Genomic DNA, 23,930 nt, shown 5'->3' with positions numbered 1-23,930 from the left:
TAAAAGCAAGAGTGTATCTAGCAAATAGAAAGTATTGAAAAACAAAATAAGAGGGGATAAAATTCAGTGTAAAAAGTACTGTTAGCGAATCTTTGAGTACCGTTTTTCTAAGTTTCCTGCTTGTTTGTTTTTAGCTATTTCTGGATTACTGAACGAAATTTGCAGAATAACAACAGAATTATTTTATGGATTTCCCAATATTTCATTTAGACTGGCTGAACAATAGGATGCTTATTGCTATCATCGCCATTATACACGTGATGATCAATCACGGTTTAGCTGTGGGTTTTATGCCACTGATAACCTGGCTGGAACAAAAAGGTGTAAAAAACAGCGGCAGGGATCAGATTACCAACATAGATTGGGACAAAAGGGTATATAATATGATGAAAGTCGCTTTTATCATCACTACAACATTAGGGGCAATGACCGGCGTTGGGATATGGTTTTCTGTAGCGCTTGTCAGTCCAACATCAATCGGAAGTTTGATACGTGTTTTTTACTGGGCATGGTTTGTCGAATGGCTTGTTTTTGTAACCGAAGTTATTCTGATTATGATATACTTTCTGACATGGAAAAGCAGTAACACATCGCTGAGGGCTAAGTTACTTCACATTCGTTTTGGATGGTTCCTGAGTCTGTTCTCCTGGATTACCATGGCAATCATTGTTTCAATTTTGAGTTTTATGATGGATCCCGGAAACTGGAACACACACAAGAGCCTGCTTAACGGTTTTACCAACCCAATTTATCTGCCGCAGTTATTGTTCAGGACTCCTACAGCTATGCTTGTGGCGGGCAGTTTTGGAATGATGCTCGTTACCCTGTTCTTTAAAAAAGGAACTGAGTTAAGGCTCAGGGCAGTGAAATACGTTTCAAAATGGATTATTCTCTGGGCGCCGATTTCCCTTGTTGGGGCGGTGATTTATTACAATGCCATTCCAGATGCGATGACAGCCAATATGAGTACTGCCGTGGGCACAATGGATTTCAATAAATACTACGATTTAATGAAGTATTTTATATTGTTTGGAATAACATCGTCTTTAATAATGGCCATTCTGGGTTTGTATAAAGCCAAATGGATTAAAAGTTATTTCGTCCTTTTTCCTGTACTGATGGCTTTTGGTTATCTGGGTTTTTTTGAGAGGGTGCGTGAATTTGTTCGAAAACCTTATGTAATAGGAGGGTACATGTATTCAAACTTATTACTCGAAGAAGATTATCCGGTTTACCAGCAGTTTGGACTTTTGAAAAATGCAACTTATACCACTGTTACAGAGATAACCCCTGAAAATAAAATTGAAGCCGGCAGAAACGTTTTTGCAATTGCCTGCAGCCGCTGCCATACTACTCAGGGAGTCAATAGTGTTGTTGATGTTTTTGAGCGAATGTACGGAATAGGCAAGCCTCTGGATATTAATTCAATGGCTTCCTACATACCCAACATGCACAATGGTCGCACTTACATGCCTCCGTTTCCTGGTAACCAGGAAGAAAGTGAGGCATTGGCAGCCTACATCCGTAACATTCAGGATACAGGAGATGTGCTGGAAGGTGCACAATCAGAAGGGGTAGAGGTGAGTGAACTTCAAGATGCACAGAGAGTTTTAACCAATAAAAAATAATAAAGTTTAAAAATGATCAATTTATATATTGCGTTGCAAAACAACGTTCCGGTTCCAAAAGATATTCCATTGCCGCTGCCAATGCCAGAATGGTTTTTTGTAGTTGTTTTGGTGTTGTCATTTTTGCTCCACATTATTTTTGTAAATCTGATGCTCGGCGGCTCCGTTCTCGCTTTAATCGCTCAGATAAAAGGTCTTAAAAACAAGGAGTATGATATACTTGCCCACGAAATAGCCAAAACTATAACGGTGAACAAAAGTATAGCCGTTGTACTTGGTATTGCGCCTCTGCTCAGTATTAACGTATTGTATACTCTATATTTCTATTCTGCAAATGCGCTTACAGGCCTTATGTGGATAGCGGTTATACCGCTGGTAACTGTGGCATTCCTGTTAACATACCTCCACAAATATACGTGGGAAGCATTGGAGAACCACAAAGCGGTTCACATATCGATTCTGGCTCTCGCGACAGTTATCTTTTTGTTTATTCCTTTCATATTTTTGACCAATATCAATTTAATGCTCTTTCCCGAGAAATGGGCTGTAGTGAAAGGTTTTGTAGATGCACTTTTTCTGCCTAACGTTTTTCCAAGGTATCTGCATTTTATTTTGTCTTCACTGGCTGTTGCAGGTTTATTTCTGTTTTGGTACAACAGCCGAAAGCGTTATCCATTTGAAGAAATATATCAAAAGTTTACCCGATACGATATTCAAAAGAAAGGGTATTCTCTTGCGCTGACAGCTTCGATCTGCCAGTTTATGATTGGTCCGTTAGTCTTGCTGACCCTGCCTTCTAAAGGAATGGGGTGGAACCTGATTTTAATTATTTTCTCTGGGGTTGTCTTTGCCGTTCCTGCTATGTGGATGATTTGGAAAAGACTGACAGGCGAGAAGGAAAATATTGAAAAAGACTTTTATAAAATAGCAATGCTGCTGGGTGTTACTGTTTTGTGCATGGGATCCGGCAGACAGATCTACAGGGCTAATGCTCTGGAAAAACATCAGGAGCTGGTAAAAATTAAAACAGCAGAATTTCAAATTCTGAAAAAAGAAGCCTTAGAAAAAGTAAAAGCGCAGGAAGCAGGAGAAGCATCAGCAGATATGACAGATGCGGAGAAAGGCGAGAAAGTATTCAGCCAGTACTGTGCTTCGTGCCATAAAATAGATGAAAAATTAGTTGGTCCTCCGGTCTTAGAAATGGCCAAAATTTATAAAGGCAATACTGCCGATTTGCAGAACTGGATAAAGAATCCAGGTAAAAAACGTCCGGATTATCCTCAGATGCCGGGTTTTGAATCGCAGCTGGATCAAAAGCAGCTCGATCAGCTGGCAGAGTATATTCTTACTATTAAATAAATTAAAAAACGTTTGGTATGCTGCGTGTATATTACCTTTTCCCTGTACTTGTTTTTATGTTCTTCATAGGGAACTTGTGCAGGGAAAACATGACCGGGAAAGGCGTGAAAAAATACATAGAGAAGAAACTAGAACAGGGAAGTGCGCTTTATCGGTACGAGAGCAAACTTTATAAAAATAATACCGCCCTGAAATGTGGCGACCTTAATTGATTTTTTAACTTAAAATAAAAAAGTATGATCCAAGTTTTTTCCATTATGATTTTAATTTTTGTGCTTCTTGCAATTGTTTTTCTGATAAAAATAAAATTGGTTACACTGCAACTTGTAAAGTCAAAGGAAGTAAATAACAAAGAAAACCCGCTAGAAAAAGATTATCAATTTATAAAGGGACTGTATTAGTTAAAAAGTGTTCCACAAAAAAGGGTCTTTTTTAAATTTTGATAGTTTGGAGTCCTGTTGATGCTGACACACTCAGGGCTTCTTTTTATCAGTATTCAATAATTAAAATTATGGTTCAATAATGGCACTTCACGACCAGTTGGAAAAACAGGGATATAATTTAAGGACTTCAGCAAATGGACTTCCTTTTTTTGTTCTAGTCCTAAGTTATATTTTTATTTTAACATCGGCAGTGTATCCTGAAAATTATTTTTTTCAGGCTTCCGAATATGAAATTATTTATGAATCAGCTTGCCTGCTATTCAGTTTGTCTGGTTATGGTATCCTAATATACACCCACGGTTATACCAACAATGCATCAATGTTAAAAAACACTTCTGTCATTGAAGTTAGCTTTAGTAAAAGTGGAGCGTACTCAGTGGTACGTCATCCAATTAGCAGTGGGATTTTTTTAATGTGGCTAGGTCCTTGCTTTGTAACAGGCAATCTTTTTTTTATTATTTCTTTTATGCTTTTCTGCTGTGTTTTTTTTGAAAGAATTATGTTCTGGGAGGAACTGCAGTTCAAAAAAAAGCTTGGAGTTAAATACTCAATATGGGCTGAACAGGTACCTGCATTGATTCCGAATCTTCACAAATTTAAAAAACCTGATGAGAAATTTAATATAGCAAGGGCTTTTAAAAATAGTACCGGGCAGTTGAGTCTGGTGCTTTTTGCTTTTTTTTTATTTGATGCAATGACTGAAATTTTAGTAGTAAAACCAGATTATAATGATCTCTATTTTATTATGCTTTTAATAGCAACACTCATAACCACCATTGGCAAAATTGAGGATAGATTTAATAAATCAAGTTGATAATTCAAAATATGGCTGTCAAAAAAGTATACACTTTGCGTCCGCCTGCTGCTTAAAGGCTATTGAACAGCAGTTAGTAATACGGTTGCTCTATGATCTGTAAAATATCGCTTATCAAATAATTTATAATGAATAAAATCTATATGAAAACTCAATTTTTTAAATGTTTCAAAATATCAATTTAAATGGACCTTACGAACAAAAGAATTTTTAATTATTATAAATTCAACCAATCTCCGTATCAAAAATCAGTAATTAATTTCTTTACACTTCTAATGTTGTTTTTAACTGCAGCAGTTTCCGCCCAGCATCCGGTACTACCCGCGACCAATCTAGGAACTTCTAACGTTTTTGATGGGTTTGCTGGTAAGCCCGGTTTTGTCTATCAGGGATATGCACAGCTTTTTCAAACACGGAAACTTACCGGGGATCACGGTCAAAACCTGCATTCGGATTTAAAAATCAATTCCTTGGTGCAGCTTAATCAGTTTATCTATCTTACGCCATTAAAAGTTTTCGGAGGAAATCTTTCCTTTACAGTACTCGTACCTGTTGTTCAGCTAAGTTCTTCAAATTCCACAGGCTCTTCTCCGAGTGTAAATCCGGGCGCATTGGGAGATATAACACAAGGAACAGCAGTGCAGTGGTCTGGAAAGAAATTATTTGGAAAGCCGTTTTCTCATCGTGCCGAACTGGCAGTAACATTTCCGTTAGGCTCTTATGATGAAAATTATGCTATAAATGCTTCTGCACGTATTTATACCTTTAGCACCTATCATACTTTTACGCTTATGTTCAGTGATAAGTTCAGTATCAGTTCGCGAAATCAGTTCAATTACAATACACGTATATTGGGAGAACTTGCAAAACCGGGTGCTTTTTACAACGGTAATTATTCTGTGGACTATGCTATTGTACCAGGATTGAGAGTGGCTGCTGTAGGATACTTTTTAGCTCAGCTAAATCAGGATACTTATGATGGCAACAGCAATTATTATCAGGAGCAGGGTATAAGTGATACCAGAGAAAAGGTTTTTGGATATGGTGCGGGTGTAGCTTATTTCGCCAAAAGCGGTACACTGATAGAGTTAAAAACCTTTTTTGAAACCGCTTCAAAAAATCGTGCGGAAGGGTACCGCCCCACATTAAGAATTTTGGTTCCTCTTAATTTGTAGTGTATTGAATATTAGTTGTTTATTTTAGAATGTAAAAAAAATATTAGTAAAAGATTGATTGTAAATGTAACAGGAATCAGTGTTAATAAATTATACTCAAAAGTAATGTTAAAGAAATTTTAGAAGTGGTAATTTTTCTATTTTTATACTTTTATAAAAGGAGTGGTGTTTTAAAAAGGATATAATGGAAAAGGATTTAAAATTGCAGGTACGTAAAGATTTAAGTAACCACCAGCAGCAAAATGTTATTAAATTGAAAGGCAGCCTTATTTCTCGTGGATACACACAAATTATCCATATAGCTGATCAGGATGAGGAATTTCATATTAATTTTTTTGAAACCGCTAAGAACTCTAAAACTGAAGTACAGGAATTCATAAATGCATTTATAAAAAAGGAAAATTTAGAGGATACAGTAAAACTTTTCCAGTAACTGCAGCTAATAATATGGTTGAAAATTTTTAAAATAATCAGTTAAAAGCTTTTTGTATACGGAATGCTCCCCTATTATATTTGACCTGAATGTAAAATGCAGAGAGGGAGCTGTATATGCAGCAATGATGTTGCTTTGAATTCCCAAATCTTTTATTAAATATGGAGGAATTTATCTTTTAATAAAAATATGAATATCGTATTTTTGTGCTCGCTAAAAAAAACGAATAAGTCTTGAAAAAGTACCTGGTCATTTTACTTTCTTTTTTAATTTTTCTACCTTCATTCGGAAGCCTGTTTATATACGCTTCATTTAAATTAAATCAAGATGAAATTGCCAGAACAATCTGCGTGCAGCGCAAGTTGGTGTATAATAGTTGTAATGGCCGATGTGAACTCCAAAAAAGTATAAAAAAATATACTGACAACGAAAAACAAATGCAGGATAGTCTTAAAGAAAAGATGGAACTTGTTTATATCGATAGCAATCCTTTAATTGAATTCGATTTAAATCCTATTATCCAATTAAGCAATAGAATATTTACGGCAGTCAAAGAAAAACCAATTTCAGTTTGCCTCACAACTTTCCGACCTCCTTCTTATTTTATATAATTTTTACTTTCACTTGTATTGTTTTTTTTCATTGCATTCAGCTAATGAAAGGTATTTTTCATGTCTTTATTTAAAAGTTGGGTAGAAACCTTTTTTAAGATTTAAGACCACAAATATCTAAATCGTACGATCTCTAAAACTCCATGTATAAACTTAATTTAACAGTTTACACAGTACTTAATTTATTTAAAATCACTTTTACAGCTACTTCGAAAACCTTTTTTTTGAATTTATGTAAATGATTAGAGCTGCAGCAATTGATAAATAATCAAATGCTTTACTCTCTTATTTTGATTTTTCAATTTAAGTATTAATCAATAATTCAACTTTAGATGTATATACTCTATCCAAAAATAAAAATTCTCTTTACCCATATTTTCTCCTTACGATTTCTTTTTCTTATTTCAATTTTTATAACAGCACCCTCTTTTGCTCAAAGCAGCTATAAGGTGCACGGAATGGTAACTGATACTGAAGGCAGATCAATGTCTGGGGTCACGATTACACAAAAAGGAACGCTCAATAATACCCAAACAGATGATAACGGTCATTTTGTTATTGAAGTAAGCACCGGCCGCAACAGTCTTCAATTCTCTTATATTGGTTTTCAGCAAATGGAGCAAAAGTATACTAAAGAAGATGCAGCTACTATAATAGTAGTTTCGCTGACTCCAGCAATATCGCTATTAAAAGAAGTTGTAGTAACAGGTTATCAAACTCTTGATAGAAGCAGTTCAACAGGAGCAATCACTAAAATTGATGAAAAAACCTTAAATGAAAATATCAATACAAATTTATCAAGTGCGCTCGAAGGTCGCGTAGCGGGGCTTATGTTTCAGAAGAATCCTTTTGGAGCCGCAGCTGATAAGCCGATATTGAGAGGAATTGGAACCTTTTCTTCCTTACAAGTCGGATACAGCCCCCTATTGGTAATAGATGGCTTGCCGACAGAATTGACGCTGGAGGATATCAATCCTTATGATATCGAAAGTGTCAATGTTCTTAAGGATGCCGCAGCGGCTTCTATTTACGGATCGAGAGCCGCAAACGGTATTATTGTTTTGACTACTAAAAAAGGAAGTGGGAATTTAAAAGTGACTATAAATTCAGACTTGTTTATTGCTTCAAAACCAAATCTTAGAGACATGAATTATGCCTCTACAAGTGAGATTATAGATTTTGAACAGGCGGTATATGACAGAGAGAGGGCTAGATTTGCAAACACGGCTTCTATGTTTGCTGTTTACGGAGATCTTGGAAACAGCAGTATGAAATATTACAGTCCGCTTTACCAGCTTAACAGAGGCAGGGAAGAGGGGAAGGTCAGCAATGCAGACTACAACAGTACTGTTGCCCAGTGGAGAAAAAATGATTATAATAAGGAGTATCGCGATAATGTATGGCAGAATGAAATAAGACAGCGTTACAATATTGCATTTTCAGCAGGTAACAGTAAGCAAAATACATATGTTTCACTTAACTATGACCAGGCCAACGGTCGTATTATCAACAATGAAAACCGGGTATTTAATCTTTATTCGAAAAGCAGTTTTCAGGTTAATAAGAGGCTAAGTGCTACTATTGGATTAAATGGAAACTACAGTAATGCTGAGGTTACCGATTCCAGTTTTGGAAATTACGATATACAGAAAAGATATGAACGTATTAATGATCAGAATGGAGATCCTTTTATATCTCCCTTTGTAGGCATAAGCGATGGTTTTACCTCAAGTGGAATTATTAACCCGGCAGCGGCTGCAAAAATTAATAGTTTGAGTGGTTTTAAACCAGTGACTTTTAATGTTGTTGAGGCATTACAGGAAGGTATTGCAAAACAAAATTCGCTAAGTTTAAGAGCCTTCGCAAACTTAAAAGCCAAAATCTGGAGAGGCTTAAGTTTTAGTACTCAATTTCAATACGAAACCAGGAAAAACGAAAATGAGCAATATAATGACATTGACTCTTATAAAATGCGTTATGCCATTAATGCTTTAACAGGTTACAATGCTGCAACTAACGTTTATAACTATGTGGATGGTTTCTCTGCAGGAGGCCGATATAAGCAATTTAGCAGTCAGGCCAGCAATTATTCTTTTCGAAACCAGCTGGATTTCAGTCAGGATTTTGATGGAAGCAGACATGCAGTTACGGCTCTAGTAGGTACCGAAATGAGGGAAACATATGTTCCTAGAACTGTTGAACAGCTGCGATATGGGTATGATCCTGTAACGCTAAACTCTTCGGTAATCAACAGTTTAATCCTCAGTCAGGCTGGAGTTCCAAGTTATATTTACGGAAGTAATAGAACACTGGCGGCAGGATCAAGGTCACAGCAGGAAATTTTACATCGCTATTTTTCGTTTTTTAGTACTTTTGGATATACGTTTTTAGCAAAATATAACCTGACGGGAAGCTACAGGGTCGACAGAGCCGATTTGTTTGGAGTTGATCCCAAGTATAAGAACCGCCCTTTATGGTCTGCTGGTTTAGGGTGGAATTTGAGTAATGAAAATTTCATGAAAGAAATACTTTGGATAAGTGCCTTAAAGCTGAGAGCTACTTATGGTGTCAATGGAAATGTAGACCAGACTACAACACCATATATAACAGCTACGAGAAGAAACGATAACTTATATCAATCTTTGCAGTACATCAACATCACCGCGCAGCCCAATCCATTATTGAGATGGGAAAAAATACAGACGACCAACTTTGGTCTGGATTATGGTTTATTTCAAAATAAATTAAGAGGTAGTGTTGATGCCTACCGTAAATACAGTACCGATCTTTTGGCGACAACAGATTTAGATCCTACCGTCGGAGCGCTTACCAGAAGAATTAACGCCGGAGCTTTACTAAATAAAGGAGTTGAATTCAGTGTGGGTTCTGATTGGTACAGTAACGGAAATTTACGTGTCGGTTCTACTTTAATTTTTGCTTTTAACCAAACCACAGTTAAAAAAGTTACAAGAGCACAATCTAATGCTTCTGTCTATGTAAGTTCACCTATAGATTTCTTTTTAGAAAATGAACGATACAATAGTTTGTATGCTTACAAATATGGGGGAACTACAAATGGTTATCCCTATATTTTGGATGAGAATGGTAATCCATCTGTTACTTTTGATGCCAATGGAAATCCAATATCAACTGCAGTTAAGACAGTTACTAGTCCTGATGCATTGGTTAATATGGGCAGTTTAATACCTACTTATACCGGTTCATTCTCGCAAAGATTCTCGTACAACGGATTCGATCTGAATTTCCTTTTCGTTTTCTCAGGAGGCAATGTGATGCGTAAAGAGATTCTTGATATGAGTTCTGACGCTGTTAATCTTTCTGGTATTGCTGATCGTTACACAGATGCAAATCCAAACGGCAATACACGATTGTATGTAGACTTTGACGAAAGTGTCAGGAATTATGCCGGAACTATAAGCAGTCAATGGAGAAATTCCGATGTAAATGTTGTAGATGGTGATTACATCAAACTGAGAAACATTTCCTTTGGCTATAACCTCCCAAAATCTTTTACCAGTAAAAGCAGGGTTGCATCGGCTAAATTTACTTTTCAGATTAATAATCTTTGGTATTGGAGTGCAGCAGGTAATCGTATTGATCCGGAAGTTTATGCTGCCAATTCAGGGACCCGTAATTTACCATTGCCAAAAACTTTCCTGTTTGGTTTTAATCTTATACTTTAAAAAAAATGAAACATATATATATTATACTGCTATCGATATTATTAACGGTATCATCGTGCGAAGACTACACAGATATTACACCAAAAGGTGCTTTAGTTATCGAAACTGCCGATCAGTTTCATGAAATGGTTTCCTTGCCCAACAGAGGTTATCCGGTCAATAATTTTCAATATTTATCGGATGATCAATGGATCAGAGAAGCCAATGTAATCGGGAGAACTCCCAATATTGATATTATCAATTTTACTTTTGATGAAAATAACGACAGGGTTTCCTTAATGAAAACTTCCAGCTTTTATAACCAGGCTTATACTTACATCAATAGATGGAATACCATTATCTCATTGGTTGATCAGGCCAAAGGACAGCAGGATATTAAACAATTAGCAAAAGCAGAGGCAAAAATTTACAGGGCTTACGATCATTTTTTGTTGGTGAATACTTATGCAAAAGCCTACGATCCGCAAACTGCTGCCAGTGACGGCGGTATTTGTATCATGGATAAATTTGATTTGGAAGCGCAGCCAGAAAAAGCGACTGTATCACAGGTTTATGAATTTATTCAGAAGGATATCGAGCAGGCGATTCCATTTCTTCAGGAAAAACCACTAGATGTTTACCATCCTTCATTGGCATTTGCTTACGCCTTTAAAGCTAAAGTTCATTTGTTTAAGCGCGAAATTGCCCAGGCAAAACAAGCAGCTGAAAAATCATTAAGCCTTAACAATCAGATATTTGATATGGTAGCCTATAAGGTGCAAGGCGGACCAGCTGTATTTGCCGTACCAGCAGCAAATAATGTGGAAGTACTGAGTTATATGTACATGACAGGTTACAATGAAATGAACTTTGCACAAAGCTCTATTATAAGCCCGGAACTAAGAATTTTATTTGGAACTGACGATGCACGATTTAATTTGTTTTTCAATTCAACGAGTGCAACAAATCTTGATCAGGGTTCAAATACTGCATATTGGGCTACTCAATATACTAGATATTTTTATTCTACCGTGGGAATGAAAACCACTGAAGTATATTTGATGTTGGCCGAATGTTATGCAAGAGAGGACAAATTTAATGAAGCTGTGAATGTTTTAAATACGATAAGAGCAAAACGCATTCTATCAGGAACTATAAATTTGCAAGTTCCAACGACCAGAAAAGAAACTATGGAGCTCGTTGTAAACGAACGAAGAAAGGAATTGCTTTTAGGATTTAACCGCTTTTTTGATCTTAAAAGATTAAACAACGAAAGCGAATATGCAAAGACAATAACAAGAATATTTCCATTAGTAAACAAAACTGTTCCTCAAAAAACGTATACGTTGCACCCTAATTCAAGATTGTATATTGTACCGTTTCCTTTATCTGCTTTGGAAAAGAATCCTAAACTTACATTAAACACCAACGAAACAGTTCCATTTTAATTGCAATGAAGAAAATAGTTATATTACTGATCATGCTCTGTGCGATGCAGCAGCATGGTTTTACTCAAAACGCAGAAAAAAAAGCAGACAGTACTAGTGCTCAACCAAAAGGTTTACAGCCTTATGACAAAGTAATTAAAGAAAACGCTAAAACTAAGTCAGGCCTTTTTACGGTGAATCAGGTGGATACAAAATATTACTTTCAAATTCCCGATAGTCTCTTTAACAGATATATGCTTGTGGTGACCCGCTATCTATCGACTCCGGAAGGTATGGGGATTTTTGGTGGTGAGAAAGCCAACGAGCAGACTATTTATTTTGAAAAAGGAGCAAACAATATTGTTTTTTTAAGGTCCCTGCAGTACAGACAAGATGTCCGCAATGCAGAGTCGATGTTGGCAAAAGCATTGGCGGGAAGTAATGAAAATCCAATTGTGACAGCCTTTCCTGTAAAGACAATTAATCCTGTTACAGGAAATGTTGTTATTGATATCACTGACGCTTTTAAGAAAGATAATCCAATGTTTTCGTTAGAGAGTAAAGAAAAAACAGATAAAAAACTAACTTCTTTAGCTGATGATAAATCTTTTGTTGAAGAGATAGATACCTATCCGATTAACATTGAAGTAAAAAGTACTAAAACCTATACACAAGCAACTGCAAGCAGCGGAAGTGTAACCCTGAGATTAAATACCTCAATTGTACTGCTTCCCAAAACGCCAATGCGCAAGCGTTTTGCCGATGAAAGAATAGGGTATTTTGCCACCAAATATGTTTTGTTTGCCGATGAACAGCAGCGCACCCAAACCAAATTTATTATTCAGCGCTATCGTTTAGAGCCTAAAGATAAGGATATTAAGAAATACGATAGCGGCGAATTGGTTGAACCAAAAAAACAAATTGTGTACTACATTGATCCGGCAACTCCAAAAAAATGGAGGCCATATTTAATTCAGGGAATTAACGATTGGCAAAAAGCTTTTGAAGCCGCTGGATTTAAAAATGCTATTGTAGGTAAAGAATGGCCGGAGAATGATTCAACGATGAGTTTGGAAGATGCGAGATATTCGGTAGTACGGTATTACGCCTCAGAAACACCAAATGCTTATGGACCACGTGTGAGCGACCCGAGAAGCGGGGAAATCATCGAAAGTCATGTAGGATGGTATCACAATGTGATGAAATTAGTGAAAAGATGGTATTTGATCCAGGCCGGTCCATTAGATCCACGAGCGAGAAAAATGCACTTGGACGATGAATTAATGGGACAGTTGATTCGATTTGTTTCATCTCATGAAATTGGTCATACGATTGGTTTACGTCATAATATGGGAGCGAGCAGTGCTACCCCGGTAGAAAAATTGAGAGATAAAAAATGGGTTGAAGCAAATGGTCACACCGTTTCCATCATGGATTATGCCCGTTTCAACTACGTGGCCCAACCAGAAGATAGTATTAATTCAAAAGGTATTTATCCTCGTATTGGACCTTATGACAAATGGGCTGTTAAATGGGGATATGGTTATTATTCCAAAACTAAAGATGAGTTTGAAGAAGAAAAAATACTCGCTAAGTTAACAACCGACAGTCTTACAGCAAATCGTAAATTATGGTTTGGAGGCGAAGGTAAAGATGAAGACCCGAGAAGTCAGACTGAAGATCTTGGTGACAATGCGATAGTGGCTAGTGATTACGGAATTAAAAATCTGAAGCGTGTTGTCCCTAAGCTAATTGCGTGGACCTATGAACCAAACGATACCTACGATAATTTATCAGATATGCATAAAGCCGTTGTACGACAATACGGACTGTACTTATATCACGTGCTGAAATATATTGGCAATAATTATGTCACCAAAAGAACTGTTGATGAAAATGGGGTGGTTTATGAGCCTGTTCCCAAAGCAAGAGTAAAAGCAGCTGTTGATTATATAGGAAGACAATTATTTGTGGCTCCTTTGTGGATGTATCCGCAGGAAATTGATCAGTTGATTTCTTTAAAAACAGCAGATGAAATATCCGATCAGCAAAATCAGGTGTTGAATATGCTGTTGAGTTCCGGGATGCTTTACAATATCAGCCTAAAAGCGATGCAGTTTGAAGACGCTTGCACGGTTGCTGAATTTTTGAATGATTTGCAGCAGACGGTATGGATAAAATTCAAGGGTGACGAAAAATTAGATTTTTACAGAAGAGCTTTACAGCGAAGTTATATTGAGAAGCTGAATAGACTTCTTTTGTCAAAAGATCTGGGAACAAAAGCTTTAAATGCAGCACAGCGCAGTGATGTGCGATTGTATGGCAGACAGCATGTATTAAAATTGAAGGCTGCAATACCAGAATTGATTAGTGCTTGCGATGGAATTAATAAGGAACACTTGGAAAATATCTTGGCAGATATTGACGATATGATATACAAATTAGAAAATAAAAACAGCTTTAAGAATGAGTAGTTTATTTTTAGGAGTTAATGCTATGTTACTTGAGAATAATCAGATTAATCGATAATAAATGATCTTACTCCGTTTTAGACTACTTATCAAAATGGTATGTATTATAAATACTTTGGTATCTTATAACTATGGTCCACGTTTTAATTTTGTTATATACAAATATTTAAAATTATAGTAAAATGAAGAAGGCTTTAATCTTAATTGATATACAGAAAGAATATTTTGAAAATGGGGCATTGGAACTTACAAATCCCATTGCAGCCAGTGAGAACGCAAAGAAATTATTGGACCATTTTAGAAAAGAAAACAATACCATTATTCATGTCCAGCATATTTCGGGGGAAGGTGTTCCATTTTTTGTCGATGGAACAAAAGGAGTGGATATTCATGAAAATGTAAAGCCCCTGCCTGGAGAAAAGGTAATTACAAAAAATTTCCCCAATAGTTTTAGAGGAACCGATTTATTGGAATATCTTCAGTCAAAGCAAATAACTCATTTGGTAATTGCGGTAATGATGACCCATATGTGCATTGATGCAGGTACAAGGGCAGCTTTTGACTTTGGATTTGAATGCACTGTAATAGGTGATGCCTGTGCTACGATGGATTTGCAAATAAATGGTCAAAAGGTTAAAGCTGAAGACGTTCATAATGCTTTTTTATCCGCATTAGAATTCTTCTATGCAAAGATTATCACAACACAAGTCTACCTGCATTCATAATAAATGGGGGCGAAACGGATAATCATACATGAGCAGTATTTCCAACTGCTCATTTTTTGGTTTGAAGCAATTTGTAAATGAAATTGTAAATTTGAATTAATTATAGCATTCAATTATCTTTCTAGGAAAGTCAAGCAAACGCATATCAATACGTTAAACAATTAGTAGAAAAATGAAGACAATTAAATTTCATAAAACAGAATGTGGCGTTGAAGTGCTTCTAAATGTACTGCACGGGGATATGCTTAGTGAAAAATATTTGGAGCGTGATACCTACAATACTGACTTTTTTGAAATTTTGCTGTTTAAGACTGCCAATGGCACCCTAATTTTAAATCAGCAGAAAATTAATATAACTGACAACACCGTTGTCTTTATCTCTCCTTTTCAAAAAAGAGAATGGGCTTTGGAAAAAGAGGGACTGGATTTTACAGTGCTGGTTTTTCAGGAAAATTTTCTTAATGACTTTTTCTCAGACAAATTCTTCACCTACCGCCTTCTGTACTTTTATCAGTTAAACTATCCTTTACATTTGACCATCGAAAGGGGGGAGCTTCAAAAATCGCTTGAACAGCTTGCTGAGATTAAGTACGAACTTGCCAATAGCAGAACTGACAGCATTCATATCATAAGATCGCTTACCTACTACCTGCTTTTGAAGTTGAACAGAGTGTACGCAGATGCAAATAAGCTTTCAATTGAAAGAGCAGAAAACAATTTTGCCTACCAGTTCAAGCAGCTGCTGGAAGTACATATTAGGGAGGAGCAACGAATCGATTATTATGCAGGTTTGATGAATGTAAGCAGGATTACAATTAACTCTAGTGTAAAAAAACAGTTTAATGTTACCGCCACAGAGCTCTTAAAACAGAGGCTGCTTTTTGAGATAAAAAATGATCTGATCCATTCTGGAAAAAACATTGCTGAAATTGCCTATGATCTCAATTTTTTAGAACCAGTACACATGATGCGATTTTTTAAGAGCCATACCGGCATTACCAGCGGTCAGTTTCTTTCCGATTATCATAATGGTATCTTCTCATAGTATTTGCATTAACTTAAGATAAAATCAAAACAAAAGATCGGTATGCTTTTGATTGTAACCCATAAAAAGAGGTGCAAAATATTTAAAGTTTTACTTTTGGCAGACAAATTTTCAAAATGGTAAAAAAATACAAATCCAATAAAATATATTACCGTAGTACAATAGCACTTGCAGGTCCTGTTGTAATTTCCCAGCTTGGACACACATTGGTGCAGGCTCTGGACACCGTTATCATCGGGCATTATGCAGGAACAATATCACTTGCGGCTGTCTCGCTGGTGCATTCATTTTTCATGGTGGTTCTAGTCATTGGATTAGGAATAGCATATGGTCTTACGCCTTTGATTGCACAAGAGAACGGAAAATCAAATTTTAAGCAATGTGCTGAGCTGCTCTCCAACAGTTTATGGCTTAATGTAGCAGCTGCAATTTTTCTTTTTCTAACGGTATATTATGGTTCTATGTTTGCAATGCAGCATGCAGATCAGGATCCGAAGGTTGTAGAAACCGCCAGTCCTTATTTGCTTATTTTGAGTTTATCTATTGGACCTCTGATGATATTTCAAACTTTCAAGCAGTTCGCAGAAGGTCTTGGTTTTACAAAACAGGCCATGTCTATAACGATATGGGGAAACGTGCTAAACGTAATTATAGCCGTGGTTCTTGTAAAAGGAATGTTTGGAATTGAGCCAATGGGGGTTCGCGGGGTAGGGATCGCAACACTGATTGACCGGGTTTTAATGATGGTGGTCATGGTGTGGTATGTAAGTAGATCACGTAGCTTCAAGGGGTACATGCAGCATTTTTCTGTTAAGTTTATTGCTGTTTCAAAAATTGTTACACTGGCTAAGATAGGATTGCCAGTGGCCATGCAATATGTTTTTGAAATTGGAGCGTTTGCCGTAGCTGCTTTGATGGCTGGTCACATCGGCGCAATGGAGCAGGCAGCGCATCAGACAGCAATAACCCTCGCGGCAATGACCTACATGATGGCAGGTGGGATTGCGTCGGCCGCAACCATTAAGGTTGGAAATAGTTTTGGAAACCGGAATTTTAAAAGACTTCAAAAGTTTGCGTATGCATCATATCATCTGGTTATCATCTTCATGATGTTCTTTGCTGCAATTTTTACAGTCTTCAATCAATATCTGCCTTACCTGATTACAAATGATGCAAATGTTGTGGCACTCGCTGCGCAGTTGCTGATTATTGCTGCACTATTCCAGCTCTTCGACGGTACGCAGGTGGTGGGACTGGGAACACTAAGGGGAATGGGGGATGTAAACATTCCCACTTTTATCACCTTTATAGCCTATTGGCTTATTGGTCTGCCGGCGGCCTATTTTTTGGGTATTTATTTAGATGCGGGTGTAAATGGAATCTGGTATGGTCTCACCCTGGGGTTATTAACCTCCTCTGGCTTACTATACTTAAGATTCCGCTACGTAATCAGTAAAACCTTGAGGAAATAATCTATTTGATAGAAATTGATTTGGGTAAATGCAACATCAAATAAAATAAAATTAACAAAGCGGTAAAAATGGGATAGACCATTCTTACCGCTTTTTAGCAGTTAGTTATTGAAAAATTCTTTATGCATCTCAACCCATTCTTCCATTGGAGTCATTTTAACAGGCAGCTTTTTCAATACCTCCTGCAAATTGGGATTGAATTTTGTTGGATATTCTGGAAGACTTGCCAGCATCTCATAATACCCTTGCACGCCTCTTGCACTTTCTTCTCCAACTAATAGACTTAATTTGTCTCCAAATTCTTGTGGTGGCATTGCATAGAAATCAACTTTTTCACCCAGACCGATAGAGAACTTTTCTGCAAGGCCATTTCCTCTAAGGTTGTCCAAACCGCTCACAAGAAATGACTGTCCGGATAGCTCGGGTCTATACAGGGCTTCTACTACAAAAGCACTTACATCTCTGGAAGCAATATATCCGATAGGCATATTTTCCGGAGTTGGATAAGCCACTTTTCTCTCGTTTTTTACGTAATCAGTAGTGTAAGGAGCTAAAAGATTTTCCGCATATATCGAAGGCTCAATAATTACATATGATACTCCGCAGTTTTCAAGATATTCCTTAGTGTCCAGTTTCACATCTTCCATAGGAATTCCTATTTTTTGCGGCGCTAAAAAACCGCTGGTGTTCCAAACTATCATCTTTACGCCATTTTCCTTCGCGGCATCTATTACATTTTTGGCAAGTTGAAACCCATCTGCAGGATTTGGCAGAGAAACCGGAATCAAGAGAGAGACTGCATCGATGCCTTTAGTAATTTCTTTCATTGTTTTCAAGTCAGACATATCGCCTAATACTGGGATTGCACCTGCAGATTCTAATTTTGGAAAACTTTTTTCTGAACTTGTTGCGGCGTAAACAATTGCCCCTTTATTTTTTGCTTCTCCAATTACATGGAACTGCTGTGAACCTGTGGCTCCAAATACTAATACTTTCATTTTATTTTTTTTATTAATTGTTTTAATTTTTGGTAAAACTAATTAATAACTTACTTTTGTACAAGTACTTACATTTTAGTTTGGTACTTACCAAATAGTTAGAAATATTGAAAATCAATGGAAAAAAACGTAAAAATAATTAATGCGTGTGATGAAAACTGCCCGGTAAAAAAAGCATTAGGTGTATTGGGAGGAAAATGGACAATGATGATTTTGTATCAGCTTAATACCAGAACAATTAGATATGGGGAACTTAAAAGGGCTGTAGTAGGTATTAGTGAAAAAATGCTGATTCAGGAATTAAATGCGCTTGTAGAAAACAAACTGGTCAATAAAAAGGCTTATCCTGAAATTCCTCCAAGAGTAGAATATTCATTGACAGAATTGGGTTTGAAGACTTTACCAATTATTGATCAAATAGCTGCTTTTGGATTGGAAAATTTGGTTTAATTTTCAGAAGAATCCAGCAAATCCTTTAATCTGTTTTTTGATACTATATAATAAATGTACTTGTGATGACTCAAAGTACAATTAAAGGGGGCAAAAGTGTAATTTTTAAAGATAAGTACGTGTTTATTTTTGCACTGGCGTTAAGATAGCTTAGCCGGCATAAGATATACCGCCAGAATTATCATTACATAAATTAAAATTTACATGAAAATAATACAAATTACCCTGGCAAACCTTTTATTTTTTATTGGTTTACAAAATATAAATGCACAAAGCATTACAAACGATAAATTCAGTTTCGCGAATGATCGAAAGATTAATATCGGTGTTTTGGTGTACGATGGAGTAGAAATAGTGGACACTGGCGGTCCAATAGATGTTTTTGTTAAGGCCAATAACATGACAAATAAATACAGGATCTATACTGTTTCTGCGACTGATAAGAAGCAGGTAGTTATGGATGGAGGTACTATGAATATGGTATCTCAATTTTCCATCTTTGACGCTCCGCAGTCCGACATCCTTATTATCCCAGGAACATCACCTGAAATCGTAGCTACAATATCTAAAGATAAAAAAATGATGGACTGGATTATCAAGCAAAACGAAAAAACTCAAATTACTATGTCTGTTTGTACCGGTGGGCTTATCTTGGCCAATACAGGACTGCTTGATGGACGTTCTGCAACAACGCATCACTGGTCTTTAGATGAGTTGAGATCGCATAAAAAGATAAAGGTGAAGGAAGAAACACGGTTTGTGGCAGATGGGAAATTTTTAACAGGTGCCGGAGTAACTTCTGGAATAGATACAGCACTTGAAGCGATCGAAATTATACATAGCAAAGATTTCGCTGACAACATTGCTCGTGGAATGGTGTACGACCGATACAATGAGATGGAGTTCTTGAAATAAGGAATATTATTTATTAGAAACTGCTAAATAACTACTGGTGAATCAATTATCAGTAGTTATTTTTTTATAGTTAAAGTTTTTTTATGATATTCTTTCGGTGTTTTACCAGAATGTTTCTTGAAGAAACGATTGAAGTAACTGTCAGTTTCAAATCCCAATTGCCAGGCCACTTCCTTGACCGTTAGATTTGACCAATATAGAAGTCTTTTTGCCTCCAGAAGCAACTGTTCCTCAATCAATTGTTTAGGAGTCTTAAATGTTGAAATTTTTACTAACGTTGTCAATACGCGAGTGGTTACATTAAGCGAATCTGCATAGAATTTTACCTGATGCTGCTTTTTGAAATTCTCCTTCAAAAGTAATTTAAACCCATTATATGTTTTTTCTAATTGCTCGTTTTTAGCAGGATATGATTTGGAGAGATCATAACATTGAATAATCAGAACATTCAGCAATGCCTGCAGTAATTCCTGATTATTTTTTTTTGCTGAAAATTCCCTTTTCACAATCTCAACAATCTCATTTAATTGATAAAGTTCAGCTCTTGAAATAGTAATAAAAGGTCTGGAAAAGACTCTGCCAACTTTTTCTATAAACTTCTGATGCTGGCCATTAATGAAATAGTTAGAGAATGCTATCGAAACTATCTTGCAGTCACTCATGTCGGGATGCGTGTGAACCTGATCTATATCCAACATTAAAATTGCAGGAGCAGTAACTTGCTGTTGCTCAAAGTCTGTAATATGTGAAACAGAGCCCTCATATAGAAAGCTGAGGATATAGTAATTGTGGCTGTGGGCAGCCAGATTAGAATGCATGAATTCATGCAGCTCTTCTTTTTCAAGAAAAACAAAATCATTTTGAAGGGTTATGCTGTAATTTGGTATAATATCCATTAGTTTTAAATATCGGATTGGATTTTGTTCTAGCTAGAACTACTAAATTATTGATTATTCTAAAGTTTCTTATGTGCAAATTTAGTACTTCTATTCAAATTAAGTTCATGGTAAAAGCGAACAAGATATGCTTTCATCACTTTCTGTATCGATGCTATTCATTTTAAATTTTTAGAAATGCTTCTGGACTGGATTTTAAACTGCAGGATCATCTGGCTGTAGTAGATGGAATATATGGCTCCGTTGAAAAGGTAGGAGATTTAGTAAATCTCATATATTTAGATACAAAAAGGCGTAAAAGTACGTGCTGCTGTATTTGTAAAAATACAGATATTTGTTTTCTTGTTAAGAATTGTTAAAGAGTGGATTGTTGTGAATTTTTTTTTTAAGTACATAATTCTTATATACTATGTTGCTTTGAAAAAGATTTTATTGCAGTAATTAAATTGACGTTTATAAATTTTAAAAGAAGCTAGTATGTTAATCTCATCAGGAAAGCAGTTTTGCATTATCGGTAATTTATATGATATTGAAAGTAATTCAGTCTCTAAAAAATCTATCTACATTTCAGAGGGTCAAATAAGTACTGATTAACATCGGTTAACAATAAATGTTAAACCGCTGTAAACGTAAAGTTTACAGCGGTTTTCTTTTTTATGCATTTTTGTTTCTGCTGTATTTTAATCGTTTTTTATCATATATGTGTACCACATTTGTACCGGCACTTAAAAGGAGATAAAGTGGCACTTATGTATACTTATGATACCTTAATGAGGGGATAAAGGCGATGAAAAGAATAAATAAACAGTGTCTTAACTGCGGGGAAGAATTTCTGCCTAAGACAGTGGCTTCTGTCTACTGCTCCCAGATATGCAGCAAAAAAGCATACAAAGAGAAGATAAAGCGGCTTAAGAATGAAGCGGAGGTCAAAGCACTAACAGATAAAATACCGGAGAACAGGTCATTTATTTCTGTTCCTGAAGCAGGCATGCTTTTTGGCATTGCCAAAAGAACCCTTTATCGGCTTGTAGACCAGGGGAAAATTCCTTCGGTTAATTTGGGAACCCGCCTTGTTAGGATAGACCGCAGAGTTATGGAAGGGATGTTCGGCCCTGCCCGCAGCCTGCCGGCGGCTGAAAGCGTACCTAAGAAAAAATTATACAGCCTTGAAAGAGAGGACTGCTATTCCATCGGCGAAATAGCTGAAAGGTTTCAAATATCTGAAGGTTCTGTCTACAGCCATATCAGAAAATATTCAATCCCTACCAGACAGATAGGAAAGCACGTATATGCCCCAAAAAGCGAAATTGACAAATTGTATAATGGAAATGATTTTATATGAAGCAATTAGCAAAAACCAAGGTAACTGTTCGTCTTCGAAAAGCGGAAGACCGAAAAGAATGGTATGTTTACATAGAAAGCTACCCTGTTGAGGTTTCCGGAAAGAAAACTCCCCAGAGAATCCGTGAATATTTAAACAGATCCGTAACCACTGTGGAGTGGGACAAGAAAAGAACTGCCCGGACAGATGCAGCGGGTTCAAAGTCCTACAAACCCAAACGCAATGATAACGGAATAATAATGTGCAGAAGCGAAAGTGACCGTGAGATAATGCTCTATGCTGACGGAGTGCGCAAAATCCGGCAAAAAGATTACGATAATATTGATCTGTACAGTGATGCTGAGAACCTTTTGGCTGAACAGAAAGAGAAAGGTAAAGAGGATTTTGTAAAATACCTTGCTGCTGTAGCGGCTAAAAGACATGCCCGAAGTTCAAAATCCATTCAGTTCACTTGGGAGCGTGCTGGAGGATTTTTAAAAAGCTATTCAGCAGGCACCCTGATGTTTTCCCAAATTGACGCCAAAATGGCGGAAGATTTCAAACTGTTTCTGTTGGGCGCTCCGCTCGGTGGTGGCAAAAAAGGAACCCTTTCCCGCAACACTGCGGGAACCTATTTTGCCATATTCAAAGCGGCTTTAAAACAGGCCTTTATCGACGGATATTTAACCGTTGATTTATCTTCAAAAATAAAAGGCATCCCAGAGCAGGAATCAAGACGCGAGTATCTGACCATTAAGGAATTGAATGAATTGGTAACAACGCCCTGCGAAAAAGACATCCTTAAAAGAGCCGCGCTTTTCTCAGCCCTTACAGGTCTGAGGCATTCCGACATTCAGAGGCTCCGCTGGAAAGAGATTAGTTTGCAGGAGGGCATGGTTAAACTGCATTTTACGCAGAAAAAGACAAAGGGTGTCGAATACATGCCTATTTCCCAGCAGGCCTTCCAGCTATGCGGAGAACCGAGGCTTCCAGATCAGCTTGTTTTTGAAGATCTTCCGGACCCGTCGTGGATTTCACGGCCTCTGAAAAAATGGGTCGGATCTTCAGGCATTAAAAAAAATATTACCTTCCACTGCTTCCGCCATACATTTGCAACGCTGCAGCTGGCGAGCGGGACAGACATTTATACGGTCAGCAAGATGCTGGGGCACAGCAACGTAAAAACTACTCAAATCTATGCCAAAGTGGTAGATGAGAAGAAAAATATAGCTTCGCAGGCAATACAATTGGAATCTTTAAAAAACAAGCCGTAATGAAAACAAAATACTTTGAATATATCGCAGTTTATCTGTCTGTTTTATTAGTCTGTGTTTTTGTCGGCATAATAGGAAGACTGGTGCTGCTGGAAAAAGGTGCCGATGAATATACGGCCACCGTTTTCTTTTGGATCAGCACCGGATTTGGTATTTTAATGTTTGCAATTCTAAGTTTATTTCTAAACGAATTGGTGGCCGGCCTGCTGAATCGTTTTTTGAAGGCTAAAAAAAATGGATCTCCTGAAAGCCGGACTGCAGATGAAGACCTGGCAAGAATAAAAGAGGAGCAGGAGAATGCTTTCATTAGGCTCGAATTGTCTGAAAATAAAAATTCAGCCAGAAACATTGCGCAGATCAGGGAGCAGCAGCAAAGTGCAGCCAGAAATCAAAAAGAGGCCAGAATTGATATTGCCATACTTTATGCGCGGCGAGAATTTGTGCTGTATGTCGCGGATGATGATTTGAAGCAATTGGGCAGGAATATAATCATATATGCTGAAGGTATAAATTTCGAAAATATTAAGCCGGTAAAAGTGAAAGGCCTGTCCAGTCTCGATCTGTACCATTTTGGCTGGAATATCTGGAATTTTTTTAAAGTCAGCAGGCAGGACAGAGCCGCTCAATTTTTAAAACTGACTTTTGCCGAAGCTTTAAAAGATGTTGAAGAGAACAGCATTAAAACGCATCTGAAAGACGATGAACAGAAGGGGCTAATAAAGATTATGGAAGATCTTGCAGATTTTTAAATGGCAATAAATATAAAACAATGTGTTTTTGAAGTGTTTCT

At 36.8% G+C, this 23,930-nt stretch carries 18 protein-coding genes; 16 read left to right on the top strand and 2 right to left on the bottom strand.

Annotated elements, in window-relative coordinates; genetic code table 11:
• Positions 1–185: 185 nt before the first annotated feature.
• The 11 genes from ACE01P_RS02770 (at position 186) to ACE01P_RS02720 (ending at position 17,286) form a co-directional block, all read left to right on the top strand.
• Entirely contained in the window at positions 186–1,628 is a 1,443-nt protein-coding gene (locus ACE01P_RS02770; protein WP_379693855.1) for a c-type cytochrome, read from the top strand.
• Positions 1,629–1,640: 12 nt separating this feature from the next.
• The gene (locus tag ACE01P_RS02765; protein WP_379693852.1) at positions 1,641–2,987 is read left to right on the top strand and encodes a c-type cytochrome; all 1,347 of its coding nucleotides are present in this window, start codon (positions 1,641–1,643) and stop codon (positions 2,985–2,987) included.
• A gap of 522 nt (positions 2,988–3,509) precedes the next feature.
• Positions 3,510–4,244, top strand: coding sequence for a methyltransferase family protein (locus ACE01P_RS02760; protein WP_379693849.1), 735 nt, complete (start codon positions 3,510–3,512; stop codon positions 4,242–4,244).
• Positions 4,245–4,429: 185 nt separating this feature from the next.
• Complete coding sequence (locus ACE01P_RS02755) at positions 4,430–5,419, top strand: transporter (protein ID WP_379693847.1); 990 nt, start codon at positions 4,430–4,432, stop codon at positions 5,417–5,419.
• 184 nt (positions 5,420–5,603) lie between these two features.
• Positions 5,604–5,852, top strand: coding sequence for a hypothetical protein (locus tag ACE01P_RS02750; protein WP_379693845.1), 249 nt, complete (start codon positions 5,604–5,606; stop codon positions 5,850–5,852).
• Positions 5,853–6,921: 1,069 nt separating this feature from the next.
• Positions 6,922–10,167 carry a SusC/RagA family TonB-linked outer membrane protein gene (locus tag ACE01P_RS02745; protein ID WP_379693842.1) on the top strand — a complete coding sequence of 1,082 codons (3,246 nt, stop codon included), beginning with the start codon at positions 6,922–6,924 and terminating at the stop codon, positions 10,165–10,167.
• A 5-nt stretch (positions 10,168–10,172) separates the two neighbouring features.
• Positions 10,173–11,594: a RagB/SusD family nutrient uptake outer membrane protein gene (locus tag ACE01P_RS02740; RefSeq protein WP_379693839.1), complete on the top strand. Its 1,422-nt coding sequence runs from the start codon at positions 10,173–10,175 to the stop codon at positions 11,592–11,594.
• Between the two features lie 5 nt (positions 11,595–11,599).
• Positions 11,600–14,047 (top strand): zinc-dependent metalloprotease, encoded by a 2,448-nt coding sequence (locus ACE01P_RS02735; protein ID WP_379693836.1) that lies wholly within the window; start codon positions 11,600–11,602, stop codon positions 14,045–14,047.
• Positions 14,048–14,226: 179 nt separating this feature from the next.
• Positions 14,227–14,769: a cysteine hydrolase family protein gene (locus ACE01P_RS02730; protein ID WP_379693833.1), complete on the top strand. Its 543-nt coding sequence runs from the start codon at positions 14,227–14,229 to the stop codon at positions 14,767–14,769.
• A 172-nt stretch (positions 14,770–14,941) separates the two neighbouring features.
• Positions 14,942–15,814, top strand: a complete 873-nt coding sequence (locus ACE01P_RS02725) for a helix-turn-helix domain-containing protein (protein ID WP_379693831.1) — start codon at positions 14,942–14,944, stop codon at positions 15,812–15,814.
• A 116-nt stretch (positions 15,815–15,930) separates the two neighbouring features.
• Positions 15,931–17,286, top strand: a complete 1,356-nt coding sequence (locus tag ACE01P_RS02720; RefSeq protein ID WP_379693829.1) for an MATE family efflux transporter — start codon at positions 15,931–15,933, stop codon at positions 17,284–17,286.
• Positions 17,287–17,387: 101 nt separating this feature from the next.
• Here ACE01P_RS02720 and ACE01P_RS02715 read toward each other — a convergent pair whose 3' ends face one another.
• Entirely contained in the window at positions 17,388–18,284 is an 897-nt protein-coding gene (locus tag ACE01P_RS02715) for an SDR family oxidoreductase (protein ID WP_379693827.1), read from the bottom strand.
• 117 nt (positions 18,285–18,401) lie between these two features.
• On the opposite strand from ACE01P_RS02715, the gene ACE01P_RS02710 reads away from it, so the two are divergent.
• Both ACE01P_RS02710 and ACE01P_RS02705 read left to right on the top strand, forming a co-directional pair.
• The gene (locus ACE01P_RS02710; RefSeq protein WP_379693825.1) at positions 18,402–18,734 is read left to right on the top strand and encodes a winged helix-turn-helix transcriptional regulator; all 333 of its coding nucleotides are present in this window, start codon (positions 18,402–18,404) and stop codon (positions 18,732–18,734) included.
• Between the two features lie 204 nt (positions 18,735–18,938).
• Positions 18,939–19,649 (top strand): DJ-1/PfpI family protein, encoded by a 711-nt coding sequence (locus ACE01P_RS02705; RefSeq protein ID WP_379693823.1) that lies wholly within the window; start codon positions 18,939–18,941, stop codon positions 19,647–19,649.
• 56 nt (positions 19,650–19,705) lie between these two features.
• Here ACE01P_RS02705 and ACE01P_RS02700 read toward each other — a convergent pair whose 3' ends face one another.
• Positions 19,706–20,545, bottom strand: a complete 840-nt coding sequence (locus ACE01P_RS02700) for a helix-turn-helix domain-containing protein (RefSeq protein ID WP_379693821.1) — start codon at positions 20,543–20,545, stop codon at positions 19,706–19,708.
• Between the two features lie 787 nt (positions 20,546–21,332).
• On the opposite strand from ACE01P_RS02700, the gene ACE01P_RS02695 reads away from it, so the two are divergent.
• Genes ACE01P_RS02695 through ACE01P_RS02685 form a run of 3 tightly spaced genes read left to right on the top strand, consistent with a single transcriptional unit; the run spans position 21,333 to position 23,889 of the window.
• Complete coding sequence (locus ACE01P_RS02695; protein ID WP_379693819.1) at positions 21,333–21,887, top strand: helix-turn-helix domain-containing protein; 555 nt, start codon at positions 21,333–21,335, stop codon at positions 21,885–21,887.
• Positions 21,884–23,140 (top strand): tyrosine-type recombinase/integrase, encoded by a 1,257-nt coding sequence (locus tag ACE01P_RS02690; protein ID WP_379693817.1) that lies wholly within the window; start codon positions 21,884–21,886, stop codon positions 23,138–23,140. The genes ACE01P_RS02695 and ACE01P_RS02690 overlap by 4 nt, the downstream gene beginning before the upstream one ends.
• Positions 23,140–23,889, top strand: a complete 750-nt coding sequence (locus ACE01P_RS02685; protein WP_379693815.1) for a hypothetical protein — start codon at positions 23,140–23,142, stop codon at positions 23,887–23,889. Before ACE01P_RS02690 ends, ACE01P_RS02685 begins: the two co-directional genes overlap by 1 nt.
• Positions 23,890–23,930: the final 41 nt, after the last annotated feature.

This window comes from Flavobacterium sp. HJSW_4, from assembly GCF_042436695.1.
Lineage (GTDB): Bacteria > Bacteroidota > Bacteroidia > Flavobacteriales > Flavobacteriaceae > Flavobacterium.
This window is presented reverse-complemented; position numbering and strand designations above follow the sequence as displayed.

What these genes read in the sequence shown, in the direction of transcription:
- ACE01P_RS02770 (WP_379693855.1), top strand. Translation starts at nt 186, where the DNA reads ATGGATTTCCCAATATTTCATTTAGACTGGCTGAACAATAGGATGCTT.
- ACE01P_RS02765 (WP_379693852.1), top strand. Translation starts at nt 1,641, where the DNA reads ATGATCAATTTATATATTGCGTTGCAAAACAACGTTCCGGTTCCAAAA.
- ACE01P_RS02760 (WP_379693849.1), top strand. Translation starts at nt 3,510, where the DNA reads ATGGCACTTCACGACCAGTTGGAAAAACAGGGATATAATTTAAGGACT.
- ACE01P_RS02755 (WP_379693847.1), top strand. Translation starts at nt 4,430, where the DNA reads ATGGACCTTACGAACAAAAGAATTTTTAATTATTATAAATTCAACCAA.
- ACE01P_RS02750 (WP_379693845.1), top strand. Translation starts at nt 5,604, where the DNA reads ATGGAAAAGGATTTAAAATTGCAGGTACGTAAAGATTTAAGTAACCAC.
- ACE01P_RS02745 (WP_379693842.1), top strand. Translation starts at nt 6,922, where the DNA reads ATGGTAACTGATACTGAAGGCAGATCAATGTCTGGGGTCACGATTACA.
- ACE01P_RS02740 (WP_379693839.1), top strand. Translation starts at nt 10,173, where the DNA reads ATGAAACATATATATATTATACTGCTATCGATATTATTAACGGTATCA.
- ACE01P_RS02735 (WP_379693836.1), top strand. Translation starts at nt 11,600, where the DNA reads ATGAAGAAAATAGTTATATTACTGATCATGCTCTGTGCGATGCAGCAG.
- ACE01P_RS02730 (WP_379693833.1), top strand. Translation starts at nt 14,227, where the DNA reads ATGAAGAAGGCTTTAATCTTAATTGATATACAGAAAGAATATTTTGAA.
- ACE01P_RS02725 (WP_379693831.1), top strand. Translation starts at nt 14,942, where the DNA reads ATGAAGACAATTAAATTTCATAAAACAGAATGTGGCGTTGAAGTGCTT.
- ACE01P_RS02720 (WP_379693829.1), top strand. Translation starts at nt 15,931, where the DNA reads ATGGTAAAAAAATACAAATCCAATAAAATATATTACCGTAGTACAATA.
- ACE01P_RS02715 (WP_379693827.1), bottom strand. Translation starts at nt 18,284, where the DNA reads ATGAAAGTATTAGTATTTGGAGCCACAGGTTCACAGCAGTTCCATGTA.
- ACE01P_RS02710 (WP_379693825.1), top strand. Translation starts at nt 18,402, where the DNA reads ATGGAAAAAAACGTAAAAATAATTAATGCGTGTGATGAAAACTGCCCG.
- ACE01P_RS02705 (WP_379693823.1), top strand. Translation starts at nt 18,939, where the DNA reads ATGAAAATAATACAAATTACCCTGGCAAACCTTTTATTTTTTATTGGT.
- ACE01P_RS02700 (WP_379693821.1), bottom strand. Translation starts at nt 20,545, where the DNA reads ATGGATATTATACCAAATTACAGCATAACCCTTCAAAATGATTTTGTT.
- ACE01P_RS02695 (WP_379693819.1), top strand. Translation starts at nt 21,333, where the DNA reads ATGAAAAGAATAAATAAACAGTGTCTTAACTGCGGGGAAGAATTTCTG.
- ACE01P_RS02690 (WP_379693817.1), top strand. Translation starts at nt 21,884, where the DNA reads ATGAAGCAATTAGCAAAAACCAAGGTAACTGTTCGTCTTCGAAAAGCG.
- ACE01P_RS02685 (WP_379693815.1), top strand. Translation starts at nt 23,140, where the DNA reads ATGAAAACAAAATACTTTGAATATATCGCAGTTTATCTGTCTGTTTTA.